The organism is Mesorhizobium sp. M4A.F.Ca.ET.090.04.2.1 (genome assembly GCF_003999085.1).
In the GTDB taxonomy this organism is placed as follows: Bacteria; Pseudomonadota; Alphaproteobacteria; order Rhizobiales; family Rhizobiaceae; genus Mesorhizobium.
The window spans coordinates 1-11,978 of record NZ_RZOT01000130.1; the positions used below are offsets into that span (position 1 = coordinate 1).

The 11,978-nt window shown below is 63.4% G+C and carries 13 protein-coding genes; 6 read left to right on the top strand and 7 right to left on the bottom strand.

The window, feature by feature from the left end; all coding sequences use genetic code 11:
• Nucleotides 1–179, top strand: a 179-nt coding sequence (locus tag EN781_RS11820; RefSeq protein ID WP_127400010.1) for a DUF1203 domain-containing protein, incomplete at its 5' end; no start/stop codon positions are given.
• Between the two features lie 363 nt (nt 180–542).
• Here the strand turns inward: EN781_RS11820 and ald are convergent.
• Nucleotides 543–1,658: an alanine dehydrogenase gene (gene ald, locus EN781_RS11825; protein ID WP_126054645.1), complete on the bottom strand. Its 1,116-nt coding sequence runs from the start codon at nt 1,656–1,658 to the stop codon at nt 543–545.
• 158 nt (nt 1,659–1,816) lie between these two features.
• On the opposite strand from ald, the gene EN781_RS11830 reads away from it, so the two are divergent.
• Entirely contained in the window at nt 1,817–2,290 is a 474-nt protein-coding gene (locus EN781_RS11830) for an Lrp/AsnC family transcriptional regulator (protein WP_126054644.1), read from the top strand.
• Nucleotides 2,291–2,296: 6 nt separating this feature from the next.
• Here EN781_RS11830 and EN781_RS11835 read toward each other — a convergent pair whose 3' ends face one another.
• Complete coding sequence (locus EN781_RS11835) at nt 2,297–2,956, bottom strand: 5-formyltetrahydrofolate cyclo-ligase (protein WP_127400011.1); 660 nt, start codon at nt 2,954–2,956, stop codon at nt 2,297–2,299.
• 174 nt (nt 2,957–3,130) lie between these two features.
• Between EN781_RS11835 and EN781_RS11840 the strand changes: the two genes are divergently transcribed.
• Entirely contained in the window at nt 3,131–4,396 is a 1,266-nt protein-coding gene (locus EN781_RS11840) for an NAD(P)/FAD-dependent oxidoreductase (protein WP_126054642.1), read from the top strand.
• 141 nt (nt 4,397–4,537) lie between these two features.
• Nucleotides 4,538–6,511: a bifunctional 2',3'-cyclic-nucleotide 2'-phosphodiesterase/3'-nucleotidase gene (locus EN781_RS11845; protein ID WP_126054641.1), complete on the top strand. Its 1,974-nt coding sequence runs from the start codon at nt 4,538–4,540 to the stop codon at nt 6,509–6,511.
• A gap of 64 nt (nt 6,512–6,575) precedes the next feature.
• Here EN781_RS11845 and EN781_RS11850 read toward each other — a convergent pair whose 3' ends face one another.
• Nucleotides 6,576–7,832 (bottom strand): cyclopropane-fatty-acyl-phospholipid synthase family protein, encoded by a 1,257-nt coding sequence (locus tag EN781_RS11850; RefSeq protein WP_126054640.1) that lies wholly within the window; start codon nt 7,830–7,832, stop codon nt 6,576–6,578.
• Nucleotides 7,833–8,092: 260 nt separating this feature from the next.
• Here EN781_RS11850 and EN781_RS35805 point away from each other — a divergent pair, with 260 nt between their 5' ends.
• Together EN781_RS35805 and EN781_RS11855 are read left to right on the top strand one after the other, a co-directional pair.
• Complete coding sequence (locus tag EN781_RS35805; RefSeq protein WP_281033049.1) at nt 8,093–8,227, top strand: hypothetical protein; 135 nt, start codon at nt 8,093–8,095, stop codon at nt 8,225–8,227.
• A gap of 99 nt (nt 8,228–8,326) precedes the next feature.
• Nucleotides 8,327–8,614 (top strand): Dabb family protein, encoded by a 288-nt coding sequence (locus EN781_RS11855; RefSeq protein WP_126054639.1) that lies wholly within the window; start codon nt 8,327–8,329, stop codon nt 8,612–8,614.
• Here the strand turns inward: EN781_RS11855 and EN781_RS11860 are convergent.
• The 4 genes from EN781_RS11860 to EN781_RS11875 all read right to left on the bottom strand — a co-directional run.
• The gene (locus EN781_RS11860; protein ID WP_210213472.1) at nt 8,587–9,543 is read right to left on the bottom strand and encodes a glycosyltransferase family 2 protein; all 957 of its coding nucleotides are present in this window, start codon (nt 9,541–9,543) and stop codon (nt 8,587–8,589) included. The genes EN781_RS11855 and EN781_RS11860 overlap by 28 nt on opposite strands.
• A gap of 5 nt (nt 9,544–9,548) precedes the next feature.
• Nucleotides 9,549–10,562 (bottom strand): GNAT family N-acetyltransferase, encoded by a 1,014-nt coding sequence (locus tag EN781_RS11865; RefSeq protein WP_126054637.1) that lies wholly within the window; start codon nt 10,560–10,562, stop codon nt 9,549–9,551.
• A complete protein-coding gene (locus EN781_RS11870) occupies nt 10,555–11,532 on the bottom strand; it encodes a hypothetical protein (RefSeq protein WP_126054636.1) in 978 nt (325 codons plus the stop codon). The genes EN781_RS11865 and EN781_RS11870 overlap by 8 nt, the downstream gene beginning before the upstream one ends.
• Nucleotides 11,529–11,978, bottom strand: a 450-nt coding sequence (locus EN781_RS11875; RefSeq protein ID WP_127400013.1) for a glycosyltransferase, incomplete at its 5' end; no start/stop codon positions are given. The genes EN781_RS11870 and EN781_RS11875, both read right to left, overlap by 4 nt.

The window sequence follows — 11,978 nt, forward strand, 5'->3', positions numbered from 1 at the left end:
ACTATATCGTGCGCGGCTATGGCCGCAATGACCGCATCGTCTATGGCAGCGGCGGCGTTATCCCGACAGTCGGCATCGCGGCGCGCGCCGAAACGCTGTTCGAGCGCGACGACATCGCCTACATCCACGTCCGTTCGGCGCGCAACAATTGCTACCAGTGCCGCATCGAACGCGCCTGAAGACAAAAAGTGCCCGCCGATCGTCTGGCGGGCAGTTGGGGAAAAAGCCTGCGACAGAAGAGAAAGCAGCCTTCAGGCCGATGTGACTAGGCATGTTTTTCGAATGCCTAATGTGAAGTGCTTCACAATGGCGACACGGATCCGCATAAATGTCGGGCGAGACTGTCGTACTCCCGTCGCAATTACTTGCTAGAAAGCAAGTGTTGATCGATTGCCGACCGCGGATGGACCGGCGGCACGTCTCAACATCGAGGAAGCGGAGCTTTGGCTCCGCTTTTTTGTTGTCCGCACTTCTTCCGTGCAAAGAAAACCCGCCGGACGAAGCCGGCGGGCGACAGGAGGAAACTTCTTCTCGCGCAGGTGTCAGGCGGCGAGCACTGCCTTCGGCTCGACCAGCTCGTAGCCGAGCGCTTCGGCGACCGCGCGGTTGGTGATCTTGCCCTTGTGGACGTTGAGGCCGTTGCGCAGATGATGGTCGTCGACCAGTGCCTTGAGGCCCTTGTCGGCAAGCTGCAGGCCGAAATGCAGCGTCGCGTTGTTGAGGGCGTGCGCCGAGGTGACCGGTACCGCACCTGGCATGTTGGCGACGCAGTAGTGGATGACGCCGTCGACCTCGTAGGTCGGTTCGGCATGGGTCGTGGCGTGCGAGGTCTCGAAGCAGCCGCCCTGGTCGATGGCGACGTCGACGAGCACGGAACCCTTCTTCATGCCGGACAGCATCTCGCGCGTCACCAGCTTCGGCGCCGCGGCGCCCGGGATCAGAACGGCGCCGACCACGATGTCGGCGGAGAAGCATTCTTCCTCGAGCGCCTCGACGGTCGAGTAGCGGGTGTGGACGCGGCCGCCGAAAATGTCGTCGAGCTGGCGCAGGCGCGGGATCGAGCGGTCGATGATGGTGACGTCGGCGCCGAGGCCGGCCGCCATCTTGGCGGCATGCAGGCCGACGACGCCGCCGCCGAGCACGGTGACCTTGCCTGGCAGCACGCCGGGCACGCCGCCGAGCAGCACGCCACGACCGCCATTGGCCTTCTGCAGCGCCGTCGCGCCGGCCTGGATCGACAGGCGGCCGGCAACTTCCGACATCGGCGCGAGCAACGGCAGGCCGCCGCGGTCGTCGGTGACGGTCTCATAGGCGATTGCCGTGACGCCCGAGGCCAGCAGGCCCTTGGTCTGTTCCGGATCCGGAGCGAGGTGGAGATAGGTGTAGAGGATCTGGCCGTCGCGCAGCTGAACCCACTCGTTGGGCTGCGGTTCCTTGACCTTGACGATCATGTCGGACTTGGCGAACACGTCGGCGGCCGTCTTGGCGATGGTCGCGCCGGCGGCGCGGTAGGCGTTGTCGTCGGCGCCGATGCCGGCGCCGGCGCCGGTCTCGACCAGCACCTCATGGCCATGCGCGACATATTCGCGGACCGAGCCCGGCGTCAGGCCGACGCGATATTCGTGGTTCTTGATTTCCTTGGGGCAACCGACGCGCATTTTCTGTCTCCTGATCCGGCCCTTTGCGGGCGCGTTCCCTGTATTTGTGGAGTGAACCATGAATCGGCTCGCAGGTGTTTGCGAATGCGCTTGCCTGAACCGGCATGCTTCGATAATTATTGCGCGAAATATCAATATTTTCGCAGGAAACACGAAAAATGCCGCTCGACAGGATTGATATCGCCATTCTGGAGGCTTTGCAGAAAGATGGCCGGATACCCAACGCGGCACTTGCCGAGAAGGTCGGCCTGTCGCAATCGGCTTGCTCGCGCAGGCTTGACAATCTGGAGAAGTCGGGCACCATCCGCGGCTATCACGCGCGGCTCTCCAACGCCGCGCTCGGCCACCAGATGACGGCGATCGTGCATATATCGCTGTCGGGGCAGTTCGAGAAGACGCTGTCGGATTTCGAGGCGGCGATCAAGCGCTGCCCGAACGTGCTGTCCTGCCATCTGATGTCTGGCGAATACGATTACATCCTGCGCATCGCCGCGAAGGATCTGGTCGACTACGAACGCATTCACAAGGAATGGTTGTCGGCCATGCCGCATGTGACAAAGATCAATTCGTCCTTCGCGCTGCGCGAGATCGTCGACCGGACGGCCGTCGGCTTGCGGCCGGAGATGGCCTAGCTGCCGCTAAGCGCCAGCGGCCTCCGTCACCACCTTGCTCATCGGAATGTCGTGCGGCTGCGGATAGATGGTCGGGATGCGTTGCAATTCGTAGCCGACGCCGATCACCAGCGGCCTGAACGGCATCGCCGCCAGCGTGCGATCGAAGAAGCCGCCGCCGTAACCAAGTCGATACTTGCCTGGGTCGATGCCGACGATCGGCGAGATGACGATGTCTGGCAGCACCGGATCGCCTTCCGCCGGAATCGGGATGTTCCAGACGCCTTTCTCCAGCCGGTCGCCCGGTCTGTAGGCGCGAAACACCAGCGGCTGCCCCATCTGGATGACAACCGGCAATGCGGTGCGCCCGCCGCGTTCGTTGATCGACGCCATCCAGGACCGCAGATCCGGCTCGCCGCGAAAAGGCCAGTAGAGGCTGACCATGCGGCCGCCAATGTCGCCAATCAGAGCGTCGAGGCCTACGGCGATGCGCGTCGACATCGCCGCGCGGGCATCGGCGGAGACTGCAAGCCGCGCCGCGATCAGCCTCTCGCGCTCGGCCTTGCGCCAGCGTCTGACATCGCTCCAGTCGGTGAGCGGCACCCTGAATTCCGGGTCGAGTTCATGCATGAAACAGGGCGGGGAGGCGTATTGGGCCGGGCCTTGCTCGTCGCGATCGTCAGCCATGCTGCGCTCCTGTCGTTCCAGCCATGAGGCTATACCTCGTGCCAACCGGTCGACATGTGCATTCACGACATCCGGCGGCGAGTCCCGGGCAATTGGACGGTCTTCCCGCTATTGTTGCAATGCACAATAATACCTAGATTGGGTCCGGTGGATTTTGCTTGGCGAGGTAAGTGAATGAACGAAGCCAGCCATCATGTCGTGGTCGTCGGCGCCGGGTTCGGTGGCCTGGAATTGACCCATGCGCTGGCCGGCGCGCCGGTGCGCATCACCATGGTCGACAAGCGCAACCATCATTTGTTCCAGCCGCTGCTCTACCAGGTGGCGACCACCTCGCTGGCGACCTCCGAGGTTGCCTGGCCGATCCGTCATCTGCTGCGCAAGCGCAAGAACGCGACGACGCTTCTGGGCAACGTCACCGGCGTCGACCGCGCCGGTAGGCGCGTGCTGCTCGAGGACGGCGGCTCGGTTGCCTTCGACACGCTGGTGCTCGCCACCGGTGCGCGCCACGCCTATTTCGGCCATGACGAATGGGAGCCGTTCGCACCCGGGCTGAAGACGCTTGAGGATGCCACCACGATCCGCCGTCGCATCCTGCTCGCCTTTGAGCAGGCGGAGCGCGAAACCGATGCGGCGAGGCGCCAGGCGCTGCTGACGCTGGTCATCGTCGGTGGCGGACCGACCGGCGTCGAACTTGCCGGCACCATCGCGGAACTCGCGCATGACACGCTGCGCGACGAATTCCGCAACATCGACACCAGGCAGACGCGCGTGGTGCTGATCGAGGCCGGCGATCGCATCCTCGCCAACTTCGCGCCGGAGCTCTCCGCCTATGCCCAGACGGCGCTGGAGCGGCTTGGCGTCACGGTCGAGCTCGGACGAGCGGTCACTGAGCTGGATGCGGACGGCGTTATCTTTGGCGATAAGCGCCTGCCGGCAAAGACAATCCTATGGGCCGCCGGCGTTGCCGCATCGCCGGCGGCGGAATGGCTGGGAGCGAACGCCGACCGTGCGGGCAGGGTGCTGGTCGAGCCCGATCTCACCGTGCCGGGCAGCCCGGAAATCTTCGTCATCGGCGACACCGCGCATGTGTTGCGCCCGGACGGAAAACCGGTGCCAGGCGTGGCGCCTTCCGCCAAGCAGGAGGGGCGTCACGTCGCCGCGACGATCAAGGCGCGGCTCGCCGGCGATACGACTTCGCGTCCCTTCCGCTATCAACATGCCGGCGACCTGGCGACGATCGGCAAGCGCGCGGCCGCGATCGACTTCGGCTGGATCAAGCTCACCGGTTGGCTTGCCTGGTGGCTCTGGGGCGTTGCCCACATCTATTTCCTGATCGGATTTCGCAACCGGCTCGCGGTATCGCTTAGCTGGCTATGGATCTACTTCACCGGCCAGCGCAGCGCGCGGCTGATCACCCAGGGCGACGACGACAACGGCTGACGTCGCGCCGGCACCCGTTTCATCGACACGTCACCTTGTCGTGATCGACAGGCCTTTCAATGGACATGGACTTAGACCTCCTTCACCGGCAAGCTCCGCGCTCGCTGGCAGGGGTGTCGCGTTGTCGAAGAGGAGAAAACAATGTCACGACTGCCCGTCTCCCGTAGCGAATTCCTGGCCGGCGCCGCCGCCACCGGGGCGCTGATCATGCTGCATCCCTTCTCCGCCCGGGCCGCGGCCAATCAGGCGCATCTGAGGATCATGGAGACGACGGACATCCACGTGAACGTGCTGCCCTATGACTACTACGCCGACAAGGCGAACGACACGATGGGCCTGTCACGCACCGCCTCGCTGATCGACGCGGTTCGCAAGGAAGCCACCAATGCGATGCTGATCGACAATGGCGACCTTCTGCAGGGCAACCCGATGGGCGACTACGTCGCCTACGAGAAGGGCCTGAAGGATGGCGACCTGCATCCGATCATGAAGGGCATGAACCTGCTCGGCTACGAATGCTCGACGCTCGGCAATCACGAATTCAACTACGGCCTGTCGTTCCTGGACAAGGTGCTGGCCGGCGCCAATTTTCCCTTCGTCTGCGCCAACCTGATCCGCGGCACGACGCTTGCCGCCAACCCGCGCGACGACAAGCTCTACCTCAAGCCCTATGTCATCCTCGACAGGAAGATCAAGGACGGGTCGGGCGCCGAGCAGCCGATCAGGATCGGCATCATCGGCTTCGTGCCGCCGCAGATCATGGTCTGGGACCTGAAGAACCTCGAAGGCAACGTGAAGACGCGCGACATTGTCGAGGCGGCAAAGGCCTGGGTGCCGCAGATCAAGGAAGAGGGGGCCGACATCGTGATCGCGCTCTCGCATTCCGGCATCGACATCAAGCAGGGCGACATGATGGAGAACGCCTCCTTCTTCGTCGCCGGCGTCGAAGGCATCGACGCGGTCTTCACCGGCCATCAGCATCTCGTCTTCCCCGGCAAGAAGGATTTTCAGGCGCTGGACGGCGTCGACACCGGTAAGGGCACGCTGCAAGGCAAGCCGGCGGTGATGGGCGGCTTCTGGGGCTCGCATATGGGCCTGATCGACCTGCTTCTGGAGCGCGACGGCTCGAAATGGCGGGTCGTCTCGGCGACCTCGGAGGCGCGCCCGATCTACGAGCGGGTCGACAACAAGAACAAGGCGACGGTTGGTGACGACAGGCGCATCATCGCCGCGCTCGAACAGGATCATGAGGCGACGCTCGCCTATGTGCGCCGCCCCGTCGGCAAGACCTCGGCGCCGCTCTATTCCTATTTCGCCCTCGTCGCCGACGATCCGTCGGTGCAGATCGTCAACCAAGCGCAGAGCTGGTATCTCAAGGACATACTGAAGAGCACGCAATGGAAGGACATGCCGCTGCTCTCGGCGGCGGCGCCCTTCAAGGCCGGCGGACGCAGCGGCGCCGACTACTACACCGACGTGCCGGTGGGCGACATCGCCATCAAGAACGTCGCCGACCTCTATCTCTATCCCAACACCGTGCGGGCCGTCGAAATCACCGGCGCGCAGGTCAAGGAATGGCTAGAGATGTCGGTCGGCATCTTCAACCGGATCGAACCGGGCAAGGCCGACCAGCCACTCATCAACACCGACTTCCCATCCTACAATTTCGACGTGATCGACGGCGTCGCCTACAGGATAGACCTGTCGCAGCCGCCGAAATACGATGCCAAGGGCGGGCTGGCGAATGCCGAATCCAGCCGCATCGTCGACCTGATGTTCGACGGCAAACCGATTGATCCTGCACAGAAATTCGTCGTTGCAACCAACAACTACCGCGCCGGCGGCGGCGGCAATTTCCCGGACATAAACGCTTCGAAGATCATCTATGAGGCGCCGGACACCAACCGCGACGTGATCGTGCGCTATGTCATCAGCGAGGGCACGATCAATCCGTCGGCCGACGGCAACTGGTCGTTCGCGCCGCTGCCTGGAACCAGCGTGGTGTTCGAGACTGGGCTCAGGGCAAAGGATTTCATCGCAGAGGTGAAGTCGCTGAAGATCGAGCCGGCGGGTGAGGGTGATGGGGGTTTTGCCAAGTACCGCATCGCTCTTTGACGGCTGGTGCGGCAACAACGTCGCCGGCAGCCAAACACCGCGTGCTCGCACGGTGTTGCGGATGCTAGGCCTTATAGACCACCTGGCGGACATCGATGTAGCTGGCGCGGAAGCCGGCTTCGCAATAGTGCAGATAGAACTCCCAGAGCTTCTTGAAGCGCTCGTCGAAGCCGAGCGGGACGATCTTTTCCCACGAGCCCCAGAAGCGCTGGCGCCACTCGGCGAGCGTGCGGGCATAGTCCTGCGGGAAGACGCGCTCGCGCAGATGCGCGAGGCCGTGATCCTTGCCGAGAGCCTTGAGGATCGAGGGTGTCGGCAGCATGCCGCCAGGGAAGACATAGCGCTGGATGAAATCGGGGCGCGCGCGATACGCCTCGTAGGCGGCCTCGTTGATGGTGATGATCTGCAGGCCGGCCGTGCCGCCGGGCTTCAGGCAGGTCTTCATCTTGCCGAAGAACACCGGCCAGTATTTCTCGCCGACCGCCTCGAACATCTCGATCGATGCGATCCGGTCGTAAGTGCCGGTCTCGTCGCGATAATCCTGAAGCTTGATGTCGACCTTGTCGGCAAGCCCGGCTTTCTGGATACGTGCTTTCGCGAAGTCGTGCTGCTCGCGGCTGATGGTCAGGCCGGTGACGCGGCAACCGATCTCGCGCGCCGCGAATTCGGCGAAGCCGCCCCAGCCGCAGCCGATCTCCAGCACATGGTCCTTCCTGCCGATGCCGGTGTCTTTCGCCAGCGCGCGATATTTGGCGGCCTGGGCGCTTTCGAGATCGTTGGCGCCCGTTGCATAAAGCGCCGACGAATAGGTCATGCTCGGATCCAGCCATTTCTCGTAGAAGGCGTTGCCGAGATCGTAGTGCGCCGAGATGTTACGCTTCGATCCGGTGCGCGTGTTCTCGTTGAACCAGTGGCGGATGCGCTGGACGGTGTTGATCAGCCAGTTGGCGCCGCCAGCGACCTTCTCGCCGAGAGCCGAGTTGACCACGAACAATTCGAGGAAACTGGTTACATCCGGGCTGTCCCAATCGCCGTCCATGTAGGATTCTGCAAGACCGATCGTGCCGCCGGAGAAGGCGCGTCCGGGCAGACGCCAGTTCTTCAGCACCAGTTCGGCATCGGGACCTGGCGCCTTGCCGCCGACGAGGACAGCGCGGCCGTCCGGCATCCTGACCTTGAGCGAGCCGCGCGGCAGGTTCATGGCCGCCAAAAGTACCATGCGCGCCTTGGCCGGCAATCCCTTGACGATCTCGGCGAAATTCAATTCGTCAAGCAGCACCGCATCGCCAGACGCAATGCCAGGATCTTGCTTGAAAGCCATTTCCTGCCCCCGACTTTCGTGAAGCCCGCGCATCGCCGGCCCCACACCCCTCTCATGGTCCATTCATCAGGCTCGAACGCAGTCGCCACGACCGGAACTGCAGAGCTTGCCGTTGAATTGCCGGCACAATCTTCCACGGCATCAGCAGGAACTTCAAGGGGCAGGCCGAGGATGGATCTGGAGCCAACAATCCGCGGGAAAATGGCCGCCTGCAGCGGAATCGCTATGGTTGCGATAGCCTGCATACGATAGTTTCAGCCATGCGTTACGTCATCGTCATCTGCGCCATCACCTTCTTCCTGATCTGGGATGGCCTCTACAATCAGGGCCACTACCTCGACGTAACAATCAGGGAGATGTCGCGCATCGTGCGATACGTCACCGGAGCGGCCTAACGCCCCGGCAACCGCAAGGCGGGCGCGACATCGTTGCCGGTTGACGCTGCGCCCTTGCTCCCACAAAACACGCCTGAAATGACGATCAAGGAGGCTGGTTTGATCCGGCACATCGTTTTCTTCAGCGTGCGGCACAAGGAGGATGTGGAGACCGTGCGATCGGGCCTGCAGGAATTGGGCAAGATTCCGCACTCGAAGCATTTCGAAGTGACGCTCAACACCAAGGTCGATCTGTTCTCCAACGCGATCGACGTGGTCGTCTATGCCGAATTCGAGGACGACGCGGCGCTGGCCGCCTACAAGGCGCATCCGCTCTATTCCGAGACGACCAGCCGGGTCAAACCATTGCGCGAACTGCGTTATTCAGCCGACGTCGTGGCGGCCTGAGCGAACGACTGTTCCAATTCCCGCCGTTGCCGCCGCCCGGCGAAATAACCGGAAACGACGCCAAAGCCCCCGGGCAGGTTGTTTGCCCTTCGCCAGGCCTTGATTTCCGCCAGCGCCACGCCGAGGCTGCCCTGCGCCACGGCCTTCAACACGCCGCGCAGCGTCAGGTAACAGAGGATCGCGGCGTAGTCGTTCGTCCGATAGTCCGGGCAGCGGGCGACGAAATCGTCCAGGCCCACAATGTAGCCGGCATGGGTGCGCGACATTGAATTGGCTTCACGATATTTGAGGACGTCGGCGGCCTTGCCGAAGGCGATGCGGTGCTGCTTTCCCAGCCGGACCAGGAATTCGCGGTCCTGATGACGATACAGGCCCACATCGTAACCGCCGATCGAGACGAAGGCGGAACGGCGCACGGTAACGGTCGAATTGGTCAATGGCACGCAGTGGCAAAGCAGCAGCTGACTCAGCCTGTCGGCGTCAGGGGTCGGGTCCGGCAACAGGTGCAGGCGCCGGCGCCGGTCCGCGACGTCGCTGAAGCCGTCGATGGTGCACGCAATATCCGGATTGGCATCGAAGAACGCGATCAACCGCTCGATGCGTCCCGGACAGAATGCATCGTCGGAATCGAGAAACGCAATAAGCGGCGCGCTGGTCAGCGCGGCGCCCTCGTTGCGTGCCCGGTTGGCACCGGATCGCACCAGTAGTCGGCGCCAGGCCAGGCGGGGATCGGCAAGCGAAGCCAGATAGGCTTCGGTGCCGTCGTCGGAAGCGTCGTCGACGACCACGAGTTCGATGTCCCGCCGAGGATCGGACAGGACCGATTCCAGGGTGCGCGGCAGGCTGCCGCGGCGGTTCCTGGCCGGGATAACCACCGCGATCCGGGGGGTGACGACTTCTCCCTGTGCGACTGGCAAGGAATTCGGCAAGGCTGTCACAGGCGGAACTCGTGCATGGGGGTTCGAGAGCAGCCGAAATCAGCCTTGAAAGGCTCGTCGCCAATGGTGAAATCGAAAGTCTCGCCGCCGCTGGCCGCCCAAGCCGCCATGACACGGTCCAGCGCGAGGCGCCCCGGAGAATAGCGCGCATGGGCGACGTAGTTGCAGCAGAGCAGAACGTAGCGGAAGCTGCTTTTGTCGATCAGCCCGAAAACGAGAGCGACCGTGCTCTCGCCTGAAACCAGGTGCCAGGTTTGAGCCAGGCCGGAGCGCGCTCCGCTGGTGGCGACATCAATGTAGAATTCGAGACCATGCGCCGTCTGCAGCGGATCATCCGGAAAGCGCCCGGACCGGAAATCGCGTCCCGCCATCATTGCGGAGCGCACCGCATCGCATTCCAGGAGCTCCAGCCGAAGCTCGCCTGTATCATCGAGACGGCGTGCCTTGCGATCAAGCGCCGCCGCGCGATGGCTGCCCAGGTTGGCGCGCCGCCATTCGCCATAGGGGAAGCCATAGCGCACGGCATGCGCGCCGAAGCCAAGCGCCAGCGGCTCGCTCCCCAGCAGCGAGCGCCATTGCTGCACATGCTGATGATGGACCGGGCCGATTTTCAGCCCGGCATGGGAACCCAGGGCATGGTGAAAGGCCTGCGCGGTCCTCTCGTCGAGCCGAAGGCCTTCGGCAACGATCGGACAGGCATAGTCGGTGACACCAAGGAAGGCGTATTCGATCGAGCGGGATCCGTCCTTCGCGCGGCGGCGCACAAGCGGCACGACGAGCTGGAGGTCGCCGGCGGCATCCCGGCCGGTCACCACCAGCGGCTCGACGCCATGCGCCGGCGCAAGATGGCGATAGAAGGCCGTCAGCCAATCGGGATGCTGGAAAGCCGTTGCCCGGGCACGATTGAAAAGCAGGCGGAATTCCCGCGAGCCGAAATCAAACCGGTCGACGGTCTCAAAAATGACCGGCGTGTCACCAGGGTGCGGTTGCCGCAGGGCGCGTTCAAGCACGTTTCAACCCCAGGAAAAGCCGCCTGAATACCTGCTGTGTGCGTAGCGCCGGATCGTCGAGCGCGATCCCCGCGCCAATCGGCATGTCGATGGCGCTCAGGGCCGCATAGAGCCTGTCCTCGCTCAGCCGCTGCGTCTCGACCCTGGCCGGGAACGTCTCGCGGTAGATCGTGCGGTGCGAGCCGTGCGCCGGGTTGGTGTTGATCTCGAAAATCTGCGGGTGCCCGTCCACAAGCGAGAAGTCGGCGCGGCCGTAGTCGATGCCAGCCAGATCGAAGGCCTGTCGCAGCACGTCCTCATAGAGATTGTCGGTGACGAAACGGCGCTCATTCTCGACGAAGGCGCCAAACATCGGATGGGCAAGAAGACGGGTCTTGTCCTCGACATCCTTGGCTGCCCAGCGGAAGTCGACCGCATTATGGTGGGCGATCAGCCGAGAGCCGACGCGGTAGGTCGCGAAACGCTGCCACACACCGGGGCTGACTTCCTGGCCGGCATATTCGATCACCAACTTGCCAGCCAAGGGAATGCCGTTCTCCTTCATGCGGGCGATTGTTGCGTCGAGCGCCTGTTGGTCGGCGATCAGTTCGAAATCGGACGACAGATGGTCGAACTCGTTGCGGATGAACACCGGAAAGGAGTTTGGCCGCGGCTGGCTTTCGCAACGCCAGACAGAGAATTGGTTGATCCCGGCCTCGTGCAGCGCCTTCAGCAGATCGTGTCGGCCGCGCACGCGAGCGGGATGGTTGAGCACCCGCGAGCTGCCTTGCTCGAGCTTGTTCGCGACCTTCGCGGCCAGCGCGATCTCGAAGGACGACAGCCGTTCGTGATCGGTGAAGACCCAGGTGCCGGCGCGCAGTTCCTTTTGCCGGAAAAGGCGTTCGTAGCTCCAGCGGCGCGCATCGCCCAATTGGCGGACCAGATGACGGACGGTGTAGGCGTGGCTGCGCGTGGTGACGAAATTGATCAAGCGCCATCCGGCGAACCGCCGTCCTCCTGAAAGGCCAGGACGTCGCCCCGGTTTCGCGAGCCGATGCCGGATCCCGACAGGATCGAGGCATAAAGCTCGAGGTTGAGGGCAACCGCCGAATGCACCGCGAAATCCCCGACCCGTTGGCGCCCGCGCTCGATCAGGGTGCTTCGCAGTGGATTCTCGTCCAGAAGCTCGATCGTGCGGGCGATCAAATCGTCACGCTGGCCGTCCCGCACCAATGCCAATGCCGGCGGATTGCCGGCGACATCGGCGACGCCACCAACGGCATAGGCGACTGCCGGCAGGCCGGTGGCCATCGCCTCGAGCAACACGCTGCCCAGGACCTCGCGCCGCGACGGCAGAACCAGGACTTCGGAAATCTGCAGAGCCTTTTTCACCTCCGTCGGGGAAACAAAACCGGTGATAGCGAAACAGTCCGGGCG